Source organism: [Clostridium] fimetarium (assembly GCF_900111235.1).
In the GTDB taxonomy this organism is placed as follows: domain Bacteria; phylum Bacillota; class Clostridia; order Lachnospirales; family Lachnospiraceae; genus Clostridium_N; species Clostridium_N fimetarium.
In genome coordinates, this window is the sequence record NZ_FOJI01000001.1 from 193,385 (window position 1) to 215,456 (window position 22,072).

Here is a 22,072-nt window from a genome sequence, read left to right on the forward strand (position 1 = left end):
AGGAGTAGATGTGTTGAAAAGGAGTAAAATAGTAGCGGGGGTAGCGGTTGTATTTTTATCTATGGCAACAATGATGATGATGCCTGTATTTGCTGCTGAAGATACAAACAGAGCGCCGGAATTGTCAGTGCAAACGGACAAATCTGAATATTCAGACAGTGATAATATCGCTGGAATTGTCAAGGTGAATAATCTTAGTACAAATCCATTGACAAATATTGAAATCAAAGTACAGGTGCCGGAAGGGTATGTAACAGAGGATGGAAAAGGTTCTTCGGGAGAGTGGATCTATACCATCGCACAGATTGCTAAAGGAGATACATCAGAAACAAACGTTGTATTCACACCGAAAAAGGCAGACCAAGGGGCAGTACAGAACGCAAATAATAATCCGGGTACTGGCGACTTTAGTCATGCACAATTGTGGGTATGCATTTTGCTCATAAGTGCAGGCTTCATTGTATTTGTTGTAAAGAAGAAAAAGGGTAAGAAATTAATCACAGTTCTTTTAGTAATCACAATGATTGGTGCAATGGTTCCAGCTATTTGTATGAGCAGTGCCTATGCAGCAGAAACAGGCACAGAAAGCAAGACAAACACAGCAACCAACACGATCACAGCAACCAAAGACATTACAGTTGCTGGAAAGAATATAACTCTGTTAGTAAAGATGACATTTGAGAATCAGGGACAGGTTGCAGATAAATTGTCTTATGAAGGTTATAACTTAAAGTGGCAGGATGAGTTTAATGAGACAACACTAAACAGAGATGACTGGAACGTAGAAACACATGATGCCGGATGGGTAAATCAAGAAAAACAGCAGTATGTTGATTCTGCTGAAAATATCTATCTGAAAGACGGCAAATTAGTATTACAACCAATCAAAACTGTTGATCAGAATGGAGTGACATCCTACACATCAGGTCGTATTACTACACAGAATAAGGAAAACTTTAAGTATGGTATTTTTGAGACAAGAGTCAAGGTACCTAAAGGACAAGGATATCTGCCAGCATTCTGGTTAATGGCTGCCGATGAGAATAAATATGGTCAATGGCCAAGATGTGGCGAAATTGATGCGATGGAAGTAATGGGACAAGATACATCGAAAGCATATGCAACCCTTCATTTTGGCAATCCTCATAACCAAAGTCAGGGAACCTCTACATTAAGTAATGATACATTTTCTGATACGTATCATGACTTTGCTGTAGAATGGCTTCCAGGTAAGATCAACTGGTATATGGATGGAGTTCTATTCCATAGTGCAGATAACTGGTATTCCACAACAGAAGGTCAGGGAGAGATTACTTACCCCGCTCCATTTGATCAGCAATTCTATATGATCTTAAATCTTGCAGTTGGTGGAAGCTGGGTTGGAAATCCGGATGAAACTACAGATTTTAATAATCAGGCTTACAGTATTGATTATGTAAAAGTATATCAGAAGGATAGTTATGATGAAAATGTAACAAAACCTGAAAGCAGTGTCACTCAGAGAGACCCAGCTGCCGATGGAAACTATATTATAAATGGTGATTTTGCAACTGCAGAAAATCTGACAGATGACAAAGATTGGAAGTTCATTACAGCTCTAGGAGGAGATGCGCAGGCGGTAATAAATAATAACAAGATTGATATTAATAATATCACCAATGGTGGAACTGCAGATTACAGTGTACAGCTAGTACAGCCTAATATTCCATTGAAAAAGGGTGGAAATTATCAGGTTACGTTTGATGCATGGGCAGATGAAGCCAGAACAATGAAGGTAGGCGTGACAGGACCAGATAATGGTTATGTGCGTTATATGGCGGATACCAAACTTGACTTAACAACACAAAAGAGTAAATATACTTTTGATTTTTCTATGAAACAGGCTGATGATGCGAACGGGCGTATGGAATTTAATATGGGTAATGCAGGTTCCACCGCGAATATCCATATCACCAATGTAACGCTGAAGAAGATTTCACAGTCTGATGGTTCTAATGAAGCGAAAACAGTACTTGCAGATGGTAACTACGTTTACAATGCTAATTTTCAGGAAGGAGCCAATCATCTGGGATTCTGGAATATTAAATTAGAAAATGGTAAGGCTTATGTCACACCATTAGAGGATGGAAGAAGATTAAAGATTGAAGCTCCAGAAGGAACAACAGCTTCGAAACCGGTTGTGATTTCACAGAACGGACTTGCATTAACAGCAGGTATAAATTATGCATTGAGTTTCAAAGCTGAGGGAGAATCTGGTAAGAGCATTCAGGCAGCTGTCGCAGGTAAGACTTTTGATGCTACACTTGATGGAAAAAATAATTTCTATAGTTATAGTTTCACAATGCCAGCGACAAGTGGAGTAAATGATATTGCATTTACAATCAGCAAACCGGGCGTTTATTATTTAGATGAGATTCGTATTGCTGAGGATACACTGATTAAGAACGGAAGCTTTAATGCAGGATTGGCAGGATATGAAGCATTTGTTGATACGTCTGCAAAAGCAACTTGTGTAGTAGACAGCATAACAGAGAAGAATGTAGCAGCAGCTCTTACCATTGATAATACAGGAGATGCGGCTTGGAAGATTCAGTTAAAGCAGAATAATGTGGAACTGGTGAAAGACCAGTGGTACAAACTTACTCTGGATGCAAAATCAAGTATAGATAGAAAGTTGATGTTTGCAATTCAGAGAGATGGCAGTGGTGATAATAACTGGGACCCATATTCCGGAGAGCAGATTGTAGATCTGAAAAGTGGTTATCAGAAATTTACAATTGAATTCCAGATGACGAAAGCAACAGATCTTAAGTCTATATTAAGTATCTCTATGGGTGCGGTAGATGGAAAACAGATTACAACGCAACATCAGATCTGTATTGATAATATTAATCTGGAAAAGATTGCTACACCAGGAAGAAATCTGCTGAAGAATTCTAATTTTGTAAATGGCAGCATTGACAACTGGGAAAGTGCAATTACTGCACCAGGACAGGCAACAGCAATATTTACAGATAACAAGGCGACTTACGCTATAACCAATGTAGGATCAGCTGACTGGAATGTTCAGCTCAAGCAGAGTGGGATTACGCTGGAACAGGGACATAAATATAAAGTAACCTTTAAGGCTAAGTCAACAGAAGCAAGAACAATTAAAATGGCTATGCTTACAACAAAATATGACTGGTATGGTGGAGCAGATATTGCTTTAACAAAAGATGTGACGAAAGATGTAGTAGCTGAGTTTACAGTGGATAAAGCTACTGATATGAATATGACAATGGTAGTATCTATGGGTGTGATCGATGGAGTGGCTACTCCTGCATCAACCATAACTTTATCAGATTTTTCATTGGTGGAGGTACAGTAGTTTATTCATAAGGCAAGAATGGCATGTGGCAGTTTGGCCACGTGTCATTTTTACATTATTGGGATTTAAATAGTTATACAAGAATAGTGACTTGAACGAAGAGAAAGTTGGTGGCGACTTGTTATAAAACATATATTATGATAGTATGAAATTGACACTATTTATTATGTCTGAGGGGTTAGTGTATGAATTATAGAGATGAGTGGCTACTATTTGAAGCTGACGATGATATCGATGAGATGGAACACAGACAAACATCGGAAGAATTCCTTTTTTATCGGTCGGTAGCGCATGGAGATGTAGATGCGGTAAGAAGAAATTGTGAGATGGGAAGGTTTGTGGAGAGTAATGGCGTGGGAGTATTATCGAAAGATCCTGTTATGAATTTGAAGTATCATTTTGTAATAACAACTGCAATGGTAACTCGTATGTGCAGACAGAATGGTATGGAATTAGAGCACGCATTTCGGGTGAGTGACTTCTATATTCAAAAGCTGGATTATATCAGTACAGCGCAGGGCGTAAAAAAATTACATGATGAGATGGTAATTGATTATACAGAAAAGATGCGCAGATATTATCAGAAAAATATACAATCCAAGTATATCAATGACTGCAAAGAATATATTTATTCTCATATCAAAGAACGTATCACGATTGAAAGTCTTGCGGAGGAGTTCGATGTGTCTGCAAGTTATTTCTCGCGTTTATTCAAAAAAGAGACAGGCATTTCTGTGAGTGAATATATCCGAGATCAGAAGATGGAAATCGCGAAGAATCTTTTGCAATTCAGCAATTATTCTATGATTGAGATAGCAAATCGTCTATCATTTTCATCACAAAGTCATTTTATACAGCTGTTTAGAGAAAAGGTTGGAGTAACACCTAAGAAATACCGGGACGAGCATTATATGGTCCAGTGGGACCAGTAACCATAAAAGATATGAGAAATATCCATTACTACAGCGAACTTTGCGAGCTCAGTGACATAAAGAAACGCTACAACCCATTATTCATAAGGGTTGTAGCGTTATTTTTTTGCTGTAATTCTAGTTTAATTCTAAAGTTATTCACTTCCATTTATGCTGCAAAATATATTATCTAATTCATTTATATTAATGTATCGTTCAGTTCTACTATTTGTCATCATTTACTACAATATGCAGAATCACACCTATGTATTGCTATGTTCTATGTATACATTCATAAAATAGTCATATTTGCACAGTTTCATTGCGTATATGATGTGTATTTCCGTTTAAATCGATATACAATTAAGAGGTTCAAAGAAAACTGTTGTGAATTGTACTATTAATAGTTGCAAAAACAAAGAATATTTGTTGATAATGTTCAAGAGTATTTGCATACAACAATTATAAAAGGAGTGGCTAAAAATGAAAATAATTAGTTTTTTTATGTCAAAAGGAAGGCTTAGACGTATTGAAGCACTTTTTCTTGTGGTTATCTTAACAACGACTAGTGTTTTACTTACAGTGAATGTATCGGCAGAAACAGTGTCATGGAAAAATGACATCTCATCCACGTTAAAGGATGTGTCAGATGGAATGGAAAATAGTCAGAACTATGAAGATGCTTTAGCAAAGCTGAACTCAGGTCTAGATGGTTTAGAGAGTGCAGCAACCGTAGACGGGCTAGCAGTAACGCAAGTAGGAACCGATTTTGTCACATTGGAATGGGACGCATTTAACTCAGAGGACATTGTGGGATACAATGTATATTGGGCTGATAAAGATACAGATACGCAAGTTTATGCAAAGCTAAAAGGTGATGGAACAAAAGCGGCAGACGATGACACATCGTCTATCACAGTAGAAAATAATACGACAAGTTTTACATACAATAAATCAACACATGTAAATTATTACTTTAAGGTGTCACCTGTTCTTAAGGGTGGAGAGGGCGCAAAGACAGCATCAGTTAAGTCCCCAACCGCAACAGAATTTGATCTATACCTTGAGAATCTTGACAGAGGTTTGGTAGTGGTACCAACGTCAGGGGGAATGTTCCTTAGCTGGAGATTACTTGGTACAGAAGTAACAGGCTATAGTGCAACGGGACTTACAGGAACAGATTTTAATGTTTATAAGGATGGAACAAAGCTTGCAACTGTAACAGATAGTACAAACTATATGGTTACAGGTGGCGCAATAGAGAGTACATATACAGTAGTACCAATTGTCAATGGAGAGGAAGTTGCTAAAGATACATCTGATGCAGCTATCAAGATGACAACAGGAGAAGGCGCTGCTGGGTATATGGATATTGCACTGCAGGCACCTGCTAATACAACAATTGAAGAAACTTATGGAATTTCAACAGCTGAAGTTACCTTGTTAAAGCAAAATCGTACAGATATATACTCAACAACAGAAATCACTTACGCTGCAACAGATGTCAGTGTTGGTGATGTTGATGCAGATGGAGAATACGAATTCATTGTTAAATGGGATCCATCACTTGCAAAGGATGTATCGCAGCAAGGATATACTGGAAAACAGTATATTGACTGTTATGAATTAGATGGAACACTTCGTTGGAGAATTGATCTTGGTATCAATATTCGTTCAGGTGCACATTATACAGAGTTCTTAGTAGAAGATTATAATCAGGATGGATATGCTGAAGTGGCAATGAAGACTGCTCCAGGAACAAAAATCTTGACATTTAAAAACAATAACCAGAATGAAATTGCTACGGAGAAATATATTACAATTCCGGAAGAGGATACTGCTAATACAGAAAATACTGATAATTATGTATATTCTGCAGCGCAGTACAGAGAACATTTGATTAAAATGTTCATGGACTGGGGAGTATGGGCTAATGATTCTAAAGATATGACTGATGCAAAAGCCGCATGGGATAAGAACTTAATTAACTTATTTGCACCGGAAAGTGGTAAGGCAACAGTTACAACTAAGAATGCAGATGGAACTTATACATCTACAAATATGTCATTAGTAGAAGCAGGGTTTAATGCAAATGACGTTGTTGTGAATGTACCTATAAGAGATGCAGATGGTAATGTAGTGTATCATGCAGATGGTGTCGCAAATGCTTATATGCAGACCGTTTTATACAATTCAGTAGGTACAGATCTTACAGCAGCTACTGGATTAGTAGACTCTATGAATCATGTAGGAGGATATACAGTAGAAGAAGCAACAGCGCTTGCTGATTACTTCCTGAGTGGATATCAATACCGTATGAAGAAGCATAACCTCAATAATTATGAAGGCTATATTATTTCAGGCTCTGAATATTTGACAGTATTCAATGGCATGACAGGTGCTGAGACGGATACAATTATGTACCCATTTGCACGTGAAGATGATGGTATGCTTTGGGGCGATTATGCGATGAATTACATGGAACCTGGTAACAGGAATGACAGATTCCTTGCAACAACAGCTTATCTGGATGGCGAAACACCTTCTATGGTATTTGCACGTGGTTATTATACAAGAGCAACAATAGCTACTTACAAATTAAGCGCAGAGGGAAAATTCGTGCCAGGATGGACAATTGATAGTGGTTGGACAGTAATGACGAACCCATTCAATGATGGCCCTCATGGATTTGATGGTAATAATACAGACACCGGGACCAATGGAGTACGAAAAGGCCTGCTTTCAGGACAAGGGGACCATTACATGACAGTTGGTGATGTTGATAGCGATGGGTGCCAGGAAATTATATTTGGTGGTGCAATTGTAGACAATAATGGTGATCTATACAGCAGTGGTAGAGCATATTTACCAGATGGAGTAACGTATTCGAAGTATGGACACGGAGACTCAATTCACCTTACAGATATTGATCCTGACAGACCAGGATTAGAGATGTTCTCATGTTTCGAAGGTGGTACAGGTGCACCATATGGTACAGCACTTAGAGATGCAGCTACCAATGTTGCAATTGCAGGAGCTAACTCAGTGTATTCAGGAGCAGATACAGGACGTTGCATTATTGGCGATTTCAATGCAGGAATCAGAGGAATTGAATTATCTGGTATGGCATTCACAGACTGCAAAGGAAATGTTATCTCAGGTACATCAATTACAACGAATCAGAATCTGAAGTTCTGTGCAGATATGACAACACAAGGTTACCTTGGAACAACAATTGGAAAAGCAAATGGAACTGCAGTACAGACTGTGGCAACTCTTACAGGAACATCTTCCAATAATGGTACAAAGGGTAATGCGGGTTTAATTGCAGATATCCTTGGTGATTGGAGAGAAGAAGTTATCACAAGAACAACAGACAGTTCAGCACTTCGTATCTATACATCGACAGAGGTTACATCACATAAGATGTATACACTTATGCATGACACACAGTACAGAGCGCAGGTTTCAGGGCAGAATTCAACATATAATCAGCCATCATATACAAGCTTCTATTTTGCAGCTGATACAGACTGGGGATATGTACCAATCCCAACTGCAAAAAAAGATCAGGAGCCAGGTATTGTAGAAATTCAGCCAACAAGTGTTTCATTTGACAATACAAGTCTTATGGTAAAAGAAGGTGCGCAGACAATAGTTACAGCTAATTTTGCACCAGAAAAAACAACTAATAAAACAGTTACATATACATCATCAGATCAAAGCATTGCAACAGTTAGCAATGACGGAACAGTGACAGGTGTAAAGGCCGGAACAACAACTATTATTGCAACAACTCAAAATGGCCTTACAGCAACGATAAAGGTGTATATCAAAGCACAGTACAAGGATGCGGGTACAGATACATTTGCAATGAATGGGTCAAAAGCATTCACATTTGGTACGGCAGCAGTTTCTGAAACAACTTTAGTTGGAAAAGACGCTGCTTATACATCAGCTAAAGGATTCGGATGGGACAATGCAGGGACAATTGCATTAAATGAAGGTACGAATTATGTAGCAGGTAATAATGTAAGAACAGCTGGAACAACAACAACATATGACTATCCTACATTTGTACTTGATGTGCCAGCTGGTATCTATGAAGTAACTTTAGTACAAGGATCAGATACAGTAGATTCTGTAAATGGTGCTTATATGGAAGGTGATATGTATTCTGTAAGATGGAATGAGGAAGCATTTTCAACATCATTTACAGAACCATCAGCATTAAAAAATATAGTGACAATAGCAGGAACAGATAAGACAAATACTGTAACAACTGCAGTTGCAGATGGACAGTTAACGATTCAGTTAGCTACAAGTCTTACAGATGCAGGTGTATCAGGAACAACTTATATTAAATCAATCAACGTTAAGAGAGTATCTCAGATTATAGCAGATTCAGAAAATCCGACACTTAGATTTATTGGGGACTCAACAGTAGCAACTTATCCACCAGAGGATGGCGGAACATGGACACCAATTCCAGAAAGAACCGGTTGGGGTTCAGAATTTGCACTGAAACAGTTTATGAAAAACACTGCTAATATTGTTAACAAAGCAGTAGCAGGAAGTTCAATTAAGAGTTATGTATCTGATGGATATTATAATGATTTCTTTAGGACATCACATCCTGGAGATACAGTAGTAATTGAAGGTGGTATTAATGATAGTGCAGCAGGACGTCGCTACTGTGATGCAGCAAGTTATGAAGCATATTTACGCTACTTCATATCTTCCTGTCAGGCATTTGGACTTGATGTAGTAATTAGCTCGGGAACAAGCTCAGCCACGACATATACAGCAGTTATGCAAAAGCTTTCAACAGAGTTAAATCTTCCATATATAGATTTGCTTACACAGTATAATACATACAAGTCAACGATTACAGCAGCAGAACAAGGTGATATGACAGTAGATGGAACCCATCTTACAAGAGTTGGTGGAGTGATTGCAGCACAGATTGTTGCAAATGGTTTGTCAAAACTGGAAGGGCTATCTATTTCAGGTTATGTGAATGAAAAAGCAATTACGACAACGGCGCCAACAGCAGTTGCTACTGGATTATCGGCAAAGGCTCAGACAGCAGGAAGTGTAACACTTGCGTGGGCAATCAGTGAGGATACGCTTTATGATCCAGATCAATTAATTACACGTTTTAATGTATATCGTAAAGCGAAAGGTGCAGATAATAGCACATTTGCTCAGGTTGGACAGACAAGAGCCTATGTATCAGCTTCAATGTCAGCACCTAAGCTTGAAGTAACAATTGAGGCACCAGTAACAGGTTCTTATGATTATGCAGTATCAGTCGTAGGCTTCGCTGGGGAAGGAACTAAGACAGGAGCAATAACAGTTGATGCATATACAGCAACAGCAAGAACAAGTCTTTATAATATTGTAGAAAAGTATAGCGAACAATTATATGATGCAACTCACTATACAGCAGCAAGCTATGCAGTACTTAAGTTAGCACTTACAAAGGCAGAAGCGGTATTAGCAGATGGATCAGCAACTGATGATACAATTAATACAACATTAACGGCAGTTAATTCAGCAGTTAGTGGGTTAGTGCTAAATGTAACAGAGGCAATGAAAACAGATTTCCAGAGTGAAGCTTCAGGATCAATCTGGGGAACAACAGGACATACACTTCTATCTGTTAAGATGGAGGACAATGGTAATAAGTTAGCGAATACTTATGTAGAAGCAGCTGGAACACGTAATACGACAAAAGCAGTTACGGCAGTTGATTCAAAAGTATTAGATGTGGAATTTGAGTGGTTACCTGGTCAGCCGGACACAAGAAATTGTGTAGAGGTTCAGCTCAAGGATGCAGCAGGAGCTATTTTCTCACTTAAGACATCAAATAATGGACATATCGGATATGTAGTTGGAGATGATACAACACAAATAGCTTATTTACAAGGTGATGGCTTTCAGGCAGCTAATACGCTTGCCACTGATTGTGGATTAACCAATGATATTTGGTACAACGTAAGAGTAGTATTTAACTTTAACAATCACACAGCAGATTTATATTTAGTACCAAGAGATGATTTTACCAAGGAGTCAGCAGTAGTAAAAGATATTGCTATTTCAGCGGCAACAACACAGATCACAACGCTTAATTTCTTATCAATGAGAGGTAAGAATGATGCTGGAGGTAATGATTTATCTGTTCTTTGGGATACATACATGGATAACTTTGGTATCTACTATGCAGCAGAAGAAGTAGTGACTGATGCAACAGGTTATAACGATGCAGTAACTGCATATGATGCAGCGATTAAAGGAATTGCAGCAAGTACATTAACAAATGATGAATTTGCATTAGCAGGAATAGTAAAAGATATTATGGATGCCAACGTAGGATTTGCAACTACAGCGGACTATGCCTATGCGATTTCCGTATTAGACACAGCGACGAAGGCAGTTCCAACACAGACACCAGCAACATCAATTGCAACAGGTGATGATATCTCGGTAGTAGCAGGACTTAGCAAAGATATTACAGCCACAATGGCTCCAACGAATGCGAACGAAGAGATTACATGGTCATCATCAGATAAAACAGTTGCAACAGTAACAGGAAACGGCTCAAATGCAACAGTGAAAGCTCAAAAAGCTGGCAGCACAACAATTACAGCAACAACAACTAGCGGTAAGAGCGATTCAATGGTAGTAACAGTAGTTGGAACTGTTTATACATTTGGTACGAATGGAAATGTAACAGCAGGTTCAGCTTACAATAAAGAAACAGGATTTGGATTTAATAATTATACATATCCAGATGCAGCAGCAGGATTTGTAGCTGATAATTCAGCTTATCCTACAGCAACCTACAGTTATATAAGAAGAAATCTTAGCAAAGTATCAGGAACTTCTTATGTGGATGCAAATAATTCAGCCACAGATTACCTTGCAATTAATGCACAGGCGTGGAATGAAATGCCAGTACCAGTTGAAGGCCAGTCAACAAGAGATGAAGATATTATTAAATATGTAAATACATCATCCTTTGATATGGACCTTAAAAATGGTAACTATGAAGTAACGTTGACATTGACTAATCCATCAAAGAATCCAATTGATGTAGTAGTTGATGCAGAAGATATTGTAAGATACACAAGTGGTGATAATGCAAATAATTTCGCAGCAGTAACACTTGGCGGATATCAGACAAAGACAGTAACATTTAATATTGCACTTACAGATGGTCAATTAACATTAAGATTTGCTCAGAATACAGCTGCTTCTACAGTAGAAACTGCCGGAACTAAGACAGTCTGCGTTAAAAGCGTAAGTGTTGTTGAAGATAAAGCACAGACAACAGGCGATGTTCCAACAATCTTTATCGCTGGTGATTCAACAGTTCAGACATATACAGATACATCATATAGAGCAAGCTGGGCTCAGTTACTCTATACAATGTTTGGCGGAACAGCTGATTCAGTATTGGAAGAAACATCAACAGGTTATGCAAAATATAAAACAGCTTCAGTCGTAATTGAGAATTATGCAAGAGATGCAAGAAGTACAGTTTCATTCTTGGAAGAAGGTAGACTGAACAAGATCCTTCTTAATGTAAAACCAGGTGATTATGTATTTGCACAGTTAGGTCATAATGATGATTACTGGCAGAGAACGAACAGGGCAGCAACAGTAGAAGAATACAAAGCCAATCTGTTAGCATACAAAAAAGCCATTGAAGAACGTGGCGGTACTTTTGTTCTTGTAACACCTATTTCACTTGCTTCCTATACAGAAAATGGAAGTGTGGAAGAAAGATTTACAGATTATCGTGAGGGAATGCTTGAATTAGCAGCTGCAAATAATATTCCCGTAATCGATTTAATGGGTTCGACTGTAGCAATGTTAAATGGACTTGGTTCAGTTGCAGCAGTAGATGCATTATCGATGTATAGAAGCGATTATGTTCATACTTTATTAAATGGTGGAAAGATATATACACAGCTGGTAGCGAATTTGATCGGTTCATACAACGAAGATAATCAGTTGGATACCTTAAAATCAGGTCTTACTCAAGTTAATGTTTCGGTAGTATTACCTGAGAGAGCAAAGTCAGTTATTGTAGGTCAGACAGCGGCTATGCCAGCAACAACAACAGGATTAGATGGAACAACAGTTAAATATGTATCTTCTAATGCAGCGGTAGCAACAATTGATGCAAATGGTGTTGTTACAGCGGTTGCAGAAGGCAATGCAATCATAACAGCAATAGTAATACCTTCTGCAATTATAGACTCAGTAGATGATACTGTTTATACAGACAATTGTCTTGTGACAGTAAAGTCAGAACAAGTAGCAGGCATTAAAACAGCATCATTTAGCACACCAAATGAAAATGCAGTAAATGCAGTAACAATAGAGGAAGTAACAGAAGATGCAGTAAATGCAGTAACTGCAGAGGCAGTAACAACAGAAACAGCAACAGCATTGTTTAACGCCACTGTTGCCAGTGACCTTGTAGAAGAAGTAAAGGCTTATGATGCAACAGCATGGAAATCATTACAGGAAGCGATTGCAGTTTTAAATATAAAGATGGGGTTGATGGCAGATGATTCTACACCTCTTAACTTTGATGCAAGTTTTGCTAACAAGATGATTGCTGTAAGAGAAGCATTAAAGACAGTGGAAGGAATGTCTTTAGTAGATGTAACCACAAGTGAAGATTCTATTACAAGAGCAGAAAAAGCAATTGCTAATCAAGCATTGTATACAGAAAGTTCATTAGCAACAGTAGCGACAGCACTTGAAGAATTAAATGCCGTGATTGAAAAGTTAGATGGCATGAATGCAATTGTAACACAAGCAATAAGCACAATGGATTACTGGTTAACGGGAATAGATACTACTTCAGTACCAAAATCATTTAGCTTGTATGCAGATATGGATATTGCTAGTACAACGACTGCATATAAAACAGCAGGTTATACATCGATTACACGTGATAAGGTATATTCAGCAGAAACAGGTTATGGACTTGCGTCAGCATTCGCAAATGATAAGGCAGCAGGACGTAACAGAGCAAGTGGAAATTCATTATTGGATGACTGGTTCTTTGCAAGTAAATTTAAAGCAGATCTACCAGCTGGAAACTATAAGGTAACTTATTATAGCGGGGATTTGATGGCCGGGTGTAAAGCTAAGAGTCAGATAACTATTACGGATGCCAGCGGTAAAGAATTAGCTAAGAATGATGCAGTAACTGCAGCAGCAGCATCTTACACAGTAAGAGATGTTGGGCTTACAGTAGCAGAAGCAGGAACGATTGACTTTACATTTGGCGGCTATTATAATGCAATATTAATTGAACAAATTGTAGATATAGATGTCGATGCAGTCAATATGGATGGATTAAAGACATTGGTAGAGAAAATTGATGCAGAAAAACTTCAAGAAGCAAATTATACAGTATCAAGCTGGGCAATCTTTAGCACAGCATTAGCAGATGCAAATGAGATTATCATTAAAGGTTCGGCTTATATACAGCAGTATCAACCAGTTGTGGATGCGCTTAATAAGGCATATGATGGATTGGTTCCTAGAAATATTGCAAGAGAACTCTTAATTGATTTTGGGACAACAACCTCAGCGGTATCTGATGTAACTAAATTAGGTGGTGATGGCGGTCATACAACAATAGGAACGAATATTATCCAGGGATTGCCAACCATGTTATATACAGCAAATACTTTAGACAACGGACAACATTTCGGATTTAACAAAGAAGTAAATGCAAATGAAACAGCATCAGGTGGCGCATACTTTAGAGATTATGTTTATGGAGCAGGTGGAACACCTTACACATTTACAGCGGATTTGCCAGTAGGAACTTATTATGTATACGTATATACAGGAGATAAGTTATCAGATAATACAACAATGTTATACTTTGGCGATGGAAAAGCTGCATTAAGCACAGGTAATACAGCAGTTTCAACAGTTGATGGAAAGACAGTATATACACAGATATCAAGTGGTGGCGGACAGAGCGCAGCCGCATCTTCTATCTATACAATAGAAGTAACAGAGTCAGATGTACTTAGCGCAGCAAATGGTTATAAGATGGGAACAGCCAGCTTAACATTGTTCGACAGTACAGCAGGTCTGGCAGCAGACGCAATGACTGCTAGGCTAAATGGTATTGAGTTTACACCAGTTGATCCAACAGCACCACTTGTGCCAGTAGATTCAACAGAGGATCCAACTAGCTATTCAGTAACAGTTCGCAGTGATGACAACGGAACAGCGAATGCAACATTTGCATCAGCAATTGCCGGAGAAACCATTCAATTAAAAGCAACACCAGCTGATGGTTATCATTTCTCATCATGGACAGTTATCAGTGGTGACGTAACGATTGCAGCAGATAATACATTTACAATGCCAAGTGCAAATGTAACGGTAAATGCAAACTTTGTGAAGAATGATTCAGAAACACCAACAGAAACACCAACAGATCCATCAACAGAAACACCAACAGAAACACCAACAGATCCATCAACAGAAACACCAACAGAAACACCAATAGAAACACCAATAGTCACACCAGCAGAAACACCAACAGAAACATCAACAGAGGCTTCAGCAGATGTAGAATCAACTCATACAGGTGATTCATCTAATGTTCTTTTGTATATATTCATTGCCGGTATTTCATGTGTAGTTGTACTGGGTTATGTTATTATTAAGAAGAATGAGAAAAAGAGGGAGAGAGAAGAAGAGTAGAAGAAGCGCAGAAAAGAGAATTAAAATGAAATAAATATATAAAATAAATATATGAAGTAAATATTTAGACACTATAAATGATCCTTTGCTTTTCAATTGGTCATATATAGTGTCTATTTGTTGCTTCTATATAATTCAGTTTAATATATTTTCAATAAATAAACATTAATTTACGCTGTTTCGTACAATAAGTTCTGGGGCAAGTTCAATTTTAAAGAAATCGAATACTTTGCAATTTATAATATGGACTAATCGTAAAATAGCGGTTTGTCCCATATTATTAACTGAAACTTTTAGGGTTGTAAGCATAGGGTCAGAATAATTGCAGATTGGTAAATTATCAAAGCCAATAATAGAAATATCTTGAGGTATCTTATAGCCGTATTCTTTAAATGCTTTCATTGCGCCACAAGCAATGAGGTCATTATCTGCAAAATAACAGGAAGCAATAGTCTCGTTATTTTTGAGTAGTGCACACATATCAGCATATGCCCCTTCTATAGATGGAGTAAGCGGATGAATCATACATCTAGAAGTTGACATCCCATTAGAACGAATGGCATGGAAAAAACCATTGGCTCTCTCTTCAAAATTGGCGATAGAGTAGGATGAGTGCAGATAACCGGGTTGAGATTATTTTCCTTGTAACAGACCTATTGTAGGAATGATTTCAGCAACCAAATCATTCCTATACAAATGAAAAATGTTATCAAAGCACTCCCTAACATCAGAAAAAAACTTTGATAAGTTCGTTTACCAAATTCTTGATGCTTTTCGATTTCATCTAGGCGCTTACCTTCCATGAAAGCAACAATTTCCTTATAAGTTTGAACATCATTTTCTTTTTTTAATTTCTCGATTTTAAGGGCAAAGAAAAAAGTTATGATGAATAAGACAGCTGTAATTATCAAACCATAGTAATTCAAAAAAATTGCAAGTGGTACGCATGTGATAGCGGTAATCATCATTAGTACGGTAAGAACTTTGCCATAAAGATACATCCTTTGAATATCTGCTTCTTTAATTTCTTCTTTCATAATGTCTATATCTCCTTTGATTAATTGATCAAGAGATATGTTAAATAATGAACTAAGCAATAACAGACTATGAATATCTGGATAGTTTTTGCTATTTTCCCAATTAGAAATAGTTTGCCTTGTTACATAGACTTTTTCAGCTAACTCTTCTTGAGATAAATTCATGTTTGAGCGGTATTTCTTTATTTGCGTATTAAGTTCCAAGGTAAAATACCTCCTTCCTAATAGATAGGTTCTCTTGACCTGAATCTATGATATGACATTCATGGAAATCGTGCTATCAAATAACTTTGACATTGCCGAAAAAGGTATGTAAAAAGTATTTGACACCAAGGAATTGAGCTATTTAATCGTATTATTTATCAAGTATAAGCGCGTTCTGAGTAGTATCACTTTGATTTCTATACCACACTATAAACATAATCAATCCAAACAAACATAGCCCAGCTCCCAATAAAAATGCTAAAGTAAGGCTATAATCTGCCAAGTACCCAAACGCTACATTTGTCCCAATGCCTACACTGTCCATTATAATTGCATTCATGCTCAACGCTGTTGCACGGTTTTGTGTAAACACTTGCTTGTTTTGAAGATTCATTTGTAGTGGTTGAAATATGCTATATAAAATGCGTATTATCAGAATTCCTGCAACAGAAAGCCAAGCACTGGTCGTAAAAGCTAGCAGCACGCATGCCACCATGGAAGCTGTATATATAAAACCGACCGTTCGGGCAATATTAGCCTTTTTGATAAGTCGTGAAGAAAAGATACCACTTAGCCCGGCGATTGTGACCGCAATATATATGTATCCAATTGTGGAAGATGACAAGCCACTCTTTACATATTGTAGTTGATTGAGAAATACGGTAATAGTTTGATGAGTTTCTGACAAGAATGTGACACCAATTAAAAATAAAAGTAAATGCTTATTTTTAAAGGTTTGTCGTAGGAGTGAAACAAATTCTTGCGCATAGAAAGAGTTGCATTTTTCTGGGGATACATCTTTTAACCCTAGCGAAAGCAGTGCTGCAATTCCATAACTAATCACAGTCAAAAGCCCAGATAACTTATAATTATCTCCAACAGCAGTGGAAAAAACAAATGCAGCAATCAATAAGCCTGTAGTTTGTAAGCTATTATATATTCCAAATACCTTATGACTTTCACCTTTTTCACAAGAAAGGTATAGAATGCTGGTGTCAACACCGGACAAACCCGCAATGACAACGCTGAGAAGCACACGCTCCAACAAAAAAGCAGCAAAGCCAGCAGCTTGCCAGAATATAATTTTGGAGACAAAATACAATACGCAACAGATTATCATGGAGCGCTTATATCCGATTTTATCAGCAATAATTCCCCATGGAAGTTCCAGCAGAAGGCAAAGGGCCAAAGAGATGCTTTCTATTATTGTGATTTGTAGAATAGAGATACCATGCGCTTGGCGATACAGTGTAGCAATTGGACCATAAAACACCATGCCTTGTAAAAGTGCAATGGCAAACATTATATATATATTTTTCTTATTCATAATAAATAAATCCTTTCCGATTTTGGGTACAACAAAATAGCGTCACTTAATTGCAACGTATGGTTATTTAAATATGTTGTTGTGGGTTAAATCGGCTTGTTCATGAATGTTCTCCCTAAGAAAGATTCCAACATTTTAAAGTACATATTAAAATGATTTTTATCTATTTGCAGTATATAATGAAGATAATTTAAATTGTATTAAGAAAATCTACCATTTCATTTACTTCAAGATAAGTCTTTTCATTTGGATAAGTGTACCATATTCAACCGCCATAATCTATTAAAATATGAATACGAAACCTAGGCGTATAGAGTCTAAACTAAATCTTTATCAATTTTTAATTATAGTTTATAATTAATTATCATATAAAAGATAAAGAATACGATGAAATCGAATATATTCCATAAGGAGGTCATAAAAATTGAAACTCAAAAACATCCTATTTGTCGTTGATGACATCGAGGTATCCAAAACATTTTACAAAGATTTGTTCGGATTAGCCGTCCTATCGGACTTTGGTGAAAATGTTATTTTAACAGAGGGCCTCGTATTGCAAGAAAAAAACTTATGGAAGAGGTTCATCGATAAAGAAGTCGTTTCAGGCGGCAATAATGCGGAGCTTTATTTCGAAGAAAATGATATTGATGGGTTTTTGGAAAAACTAGAAAAAAACAATTATACTATAGAATATTTGAACAAATGCATAGAACATGACTGGGGGCAAAGGGTGATTCGCCTTTATGACCCGGATAAACATATAATTGAAGTTGGAGAGTCCTTAGAATATGTTGCTAGAAGGTTTTTAAAGACTGGAATGACGGTGGAGCAGGTGGCGAAGAAAACCCAGCTTCCACTTTCGCAGGTAGAGTTAATGATTTAGAGTACATTAAAAAGAGATGATTTTTCAAAATTATCAAGGGTTAGTATACGGATGTTACATCACCATTTGTAGCGTAGACAGGCAAACCTTATAGGGTAATTAGAATCATAAGAAAACTAGAGTATAAGAAAGAACTTAGTTGAGTTATAGAATTGTTTATGATACAATCAAAACAATTAATTTTCATGGTATAGGGAATAATGTGTGATTGTTTAGGGGGAAAAAAATGGGGATAAAATATTTATATTATTACTTATTTTATGCTGATACAGTTTTCCTTACGAGATGGATTTCATTAAAAAACAATTTTAAATTTTAATTGAAGAACCAGAGGAGAAAATGTATATGATAAAAAAAGTAAGTTCGCTGCTTTTGGCAGTTATTGTAATGATTAGTATTATACCAGCAACAGGCGCAAAAGCTGCAACGAGTGGGGATTTTGTTGTATCATCCGGAATACTTACCAAATATACGGGCACAGGAGGTGCTGTAGTTATACCTGAAAGTCTGGGGGTAACAAGCATTGGGGCTTCTGCATTTTACGGATGTACAAGCATATCAAGCATTATCATACCAACAGGAGTTAAAGGTATTGGTTTCAAGGCATTTTCAAACTGTACCAGTTTAACAAGTGTTAACATACCAGACTGTGTGACAACAATTTCCGATTATGCTTTTAGTGGATGTACCAGCTTGAGTAGCATAAAATTTCCGGGCGGTATGAAAGAGATTCAGCAGTATATTCTTGATGGGTGCATTAACTTAAAGGACATAATAATATCTGAGGGCACAACTAGTATAGCAAAATATGCATTTTACAATTTTGCAGGAATACAAAACGTAACTTTGCCGGAAAGCTTAATAAGTATAGGCGAAGATGCATTTGGCAGTTGCAGTAGTTTGAAAAGCATAGAGATTCCTGATAACGTTGAGAGTATAGGTGAAATGGCGTTTAAAGCTTGCAGCAGCCTAAGCAATATAAAACTGCCAGGAAACCTAACGAGTGCAGGAGCATGGGTGTTTATGGGTACGCCATGGTTGACGGCGCAACAAAAAATCAATCCATTGGTAATATTTAATAACATCCTTATAGACGGAAGTGCGTCACAGGGGGCTGTGATAATACCATCGAATGTAACAACAATTACCACTTATGCATTTTATGGAGCATACCTTATGACAAGCGTAGTAATACCTGACGGCATAACGACGATTGGAACTTCTACATTTTCTATGTGCCGAGATTTAGATGAAATAACAATATCAGACACTGTAACAAGTATAGGGACCGACGCGTTTTATAACACAAGTTGGATTTCAAAGAAAAAAGCAATAGATCCCTTGGTAATAGTAAATAGTATACTTGTTGATGGAACTACGGCAGTTGGCAATATAACAATACCTGATAGTGTGACGAGTATATGTGGATTGGCTTTTAATGGAAATGAAAGAATAGTGGGTATTACACTTCCAAGCGTTACTCACATTGGCAGGCTTGCATTTTATCAATGTGATAATTTAAGTATGCTAACTCTTTCAGATAAAATGAAAGTAATAGAACAAGATGCATTTTCAAACGCTGGATTACAGACAATAGAAATACCAGAGGGAGTAACAACCATAGAAACAACTGCATTTGCAGACTGCACCAAGCTTGTAAGCGTAAAATTGCCTAAAAGTCTAAAAACTATCGCTCCCGCTGCATTTTATGACTGTATAAATCTGAGCAGCATTATTATACCAGAAGGCGTTGAAGAACTTCCCTATTTTACGTTTTTTAACTGCACTAGTTTGATTAGCATAACAATTCCAGAAAGCGTAACAACAATGGCGAATAATTTTATGTATATTAGCAATGATCTTATTATGTATGGGGCTAATGGCAGTTATGCTCAAACGTTTGCGGCTGCAAAAAGTATTAACTTTACAGTAGTGAAAAGTAGCGAATGGGTAAACCAGGATGGCTACAAGTACTATTTTAAGTATAATCAAAAGGCTACAGGATGGCAGACAATTGATGGAAATAGATATTATTTTGATAAAAATGATGGACATATGCTTATAGGGTGGCAGACAATTGTCGATAAATGTTATTTCTTTTCAACTGAAGGAATTATGGTAAGTGAAAATGAAAAAATTGGAGTTAGCTCATCAGTTGATGCCGCTATCAGCATGGTTGGTGACAAGCGCACAATCAGTGCGGTGGGAAGAGGAGGAAGTGGAAAGTATACATATAAATTCCTTCAATATAGTAAAGAAACTGGTGAGTGGAAAACACTAGCAGATTTTGGAGCAAGTAGTACATATAACTGGATAGCTGACAGTAAGGGAAGCAAAGAGATTTACATAGATGTAAAAGATACTGAAATCGGGGAAGTAGTACGAAGTTCAGCAATTTCAGAAATGATTGTTGGAATCGGTGATCCTACCCTTGATAATATAATAAATATATTCGATATTTTAGTCATTCAGAGGAATATTCTTGGAGTAGAGTTACTTTCTGGAAATTCTTTGAAAGCTGCAGATGTAACCGGAGATTCGGCTGTAAATATTTTTGATATACTTGTGATACAGCGTCATATTTTAGGGGTTGAGTATATCCGATAAATGCATCATGTACCATATGAAAGGCCATACATTGGCCCTGCAATCTATCAAAAAGGTGATTATAATTATCTTTGTAAGATAGATGGGGAATTCATCTGGTACATGGATATGAGAAAAATTTTTATCTGGATAAGAAAATATATACATGCTATTTTCATTTGTATGTAAAAAAGAGTCCTATCAGTTGAGAGGACTCTTTTTTTATGTTCATTATGCACGATTAAGACAGCAGTAGCCTTGAAAATATCTTTTGTTATATATGCCATAGCTTGCACTGGCTATAGCCTATGCAAATTGAATGGTCCCATTCACATCATCCATACTTTCAATAATTGCAAGGGATTCTACCTTAACACCTTTCGTACGAATAAGAGTTCCTCCACATTGAAAACCTTTTTCAATGGCAATTCCAACGCCCTCAATTGTGCCTCCAGCTGATTCTACAATATCAATCAATCCGGCAACAGCACAACCATTTGCCAGAAAATCATCAATTATAAGAATGTGATCTGCTGGGCTAAGGTACTTTTTGGAAACAATGATATCGTATTGTCTCTTCTTCGTAAATGATTCTATCTTAGTGACATAAGATTCTCCGTCTAGATTAATGCTTTCAGCCTTCTTTGCAAATACAACGGGAACGTTAAAGTATTGGGCTGCAATGCATGCAATTCCTATTCCAGAAGCCTCAATGGTAAGTATTTTGTTGATTGGTTTATCCGCAAACAACCTCTTAAACTCTTTTCCCATCTCGTTAAATAACTCTATATCCATCTGATGATTCAGAAAACTATCCACCTTTAATACATTTCCTGCTTTTACACGGCCTTCTTTTCTAATTCGTTCCTTTAGTAATTCCATATTGCCTATGCCTTTTTCCTTTCCTTTGGTCTAAGAACCTATTTAATTGATATACTATACTTTATCATATACTGTGAAAAATACAATCCCTCATAGAAACTTATTCTACGAAAT

General features: G+C 37.1%; 10 protein-coding genes. 6 read left to right on the top strand and 4 right to left on the bottom strand.

Features of this window, described 5'->3' with window-relative positions; all coding sequences use genetic code 11:
• Nucleotides 1–10 precede the first annotated feature (10 nt).
• From BMY18_RS00930 to BMY18_RS00940, 3 genes are all read left to right on the top strand, one after another.
• Nucleotides 11–3,370, top strand: coding sequence for a carbohydrate binding domain-containing protein (locus BMY18_RS00930; RefSeq protein WP_242940925.1), 3,360 nt, complete (start codon nucleotides 11–13; stop codon nucleotides 3,368–3,370).
• Between the two features lie 185 nt (nucleotides 3,371–3,555).
• Nucleotides 3,556–4,302, top strand: coding sequence for a helix-turn-helix domain-containing protein (locus BMY18_RS00935; RefSeq protein ID WP_092449649.1), 747 nt, complete (start codon nucleotides 3,556–3,558; stop codon nucleotides 4,300–4,302).
• Nucleotides 4,303–4,764: 462 nt separating this feature from the next.
• Nucleotides 4,765–15,039, top strand: coding sequence for a rhamnogalacturonan lyase family protein (locus BMY18_RS00940; protein ID WP_092449651.1), 10,275 nt, complete (start codon nucleotides 4,765–4,767; stop codon nucleotides 15,037–15,039).
• A gap of 165 nt (nucleotides 15,040–15,204) precedes the next feature.
• On the opposite strand, the gene BMY18_RS00945 is transcribed toward BMY18_RS00940, so the two are convergent.
• The 3 genes from BMY18_RS00945 to BMY18_RS00955 form a co-directional block, all read right to left on the bottom strand.
• A complete protein-coding gene (locus tag BMY18_RS00945; protein ID WP_092449653.1) occupies nucleotides 15,205–15,657 on the bottom strand; it encodes a substrate-binding domain-containing protein in 453 nt (150 codons plus the stop codon).
• A 35-nt stretch (nucleotides 15,658–15,692) separates the two neighbouring features.
• Nucleotides 15,693–16,280, bottom strand: a complete 588-nt coding sequence (locus tag BMY18_RS00950; protein ID WP_092449655.1) for a helix-turn-helix transcriptional regulator — start codon at nucleotides 16,278–16,280, stop codon at nucleotides 15,693–15,695.
• A gap of 151 nt (nucleotides 16,281–16,431) precedes the next feature.
• On the bottom strand, nucleotides 16,432–17,607 hold the full coding sequence (locus tag BMY18_RS00955; protein ID WP_092449657.1) for an MFS transporter: 1,176 nt from the start codon (nucleotides 17,605–17,607) through the stop codon (nucleotides 16,432–16,434).
• 424 nt (nucleotides 17,608–18,031) lie between these two features.
• Here BMY18_RS00955 and BMY18_RS00960 point away from each other — a divergent pair, with 424 nt between their 5' ends.
• The 3 genes from BMY18_RS00960 to BMY18_RS21760 all read left to right on the top strand — a co-directional run bounded on the left by BMY18_RS00960 (nucleotide 18,032) and on the right by BMY18_RS21760 (nucleotide 21,265).
• Complete coding sequence (locus BMY18_RS00960) at nucleotides 18,032–18,490, top strand: VOC family protein (protein WP_092449659.1); 459 nt, start codon at nucleotides 18,032–18,034, stop codon at nucleotides 18,488–18,490.
• A gap of 345 nt (nucleotides 18,491–18,835) precedes the next feature.
• Complete coding sequence (locus tag BMY18_RS00965; RefSeq protein ID WP_170841241.1) at nucleotides 18,836–21,097, top strand: leucine-rich repeat protein; 2,262 nt, start codon at nucleotides 18,836–18,838, stop codon at nucleotides 21,095–21,097.
• Complete coding sequence (locus BMY18_RS21760; protein WP_408644704.1) at nucleotides 21,098–21,265, top strand: DUF5680 domain-containing protein; 168 nt, start codon at nucleotides 21,098–21,100, stop codon at nucleotides 21,263–21,265.
• Between the two features lie 117 nt (nucleotides 21,266–21,382).
• Here BMY18_RS21760 and BMY18_RS00970 read toward each other — a convergent pair whose 3' ends face one another.
• The gene (locus BMY18_RS00970; protein WP_092449663.1) at nucleotides 21,383–21,958 is read right to left on the bottom strand and encodes a xanthine phosphoribosyltransferase; all 576 of its coding nucleotides are present in this window, start codon (nucleotides 21,956–21,958) and stop codon (nucleotides 21,383–21,385) included.
• Nucleotides 21,959–22,072 lie beyond the last annotated feature (114 nt).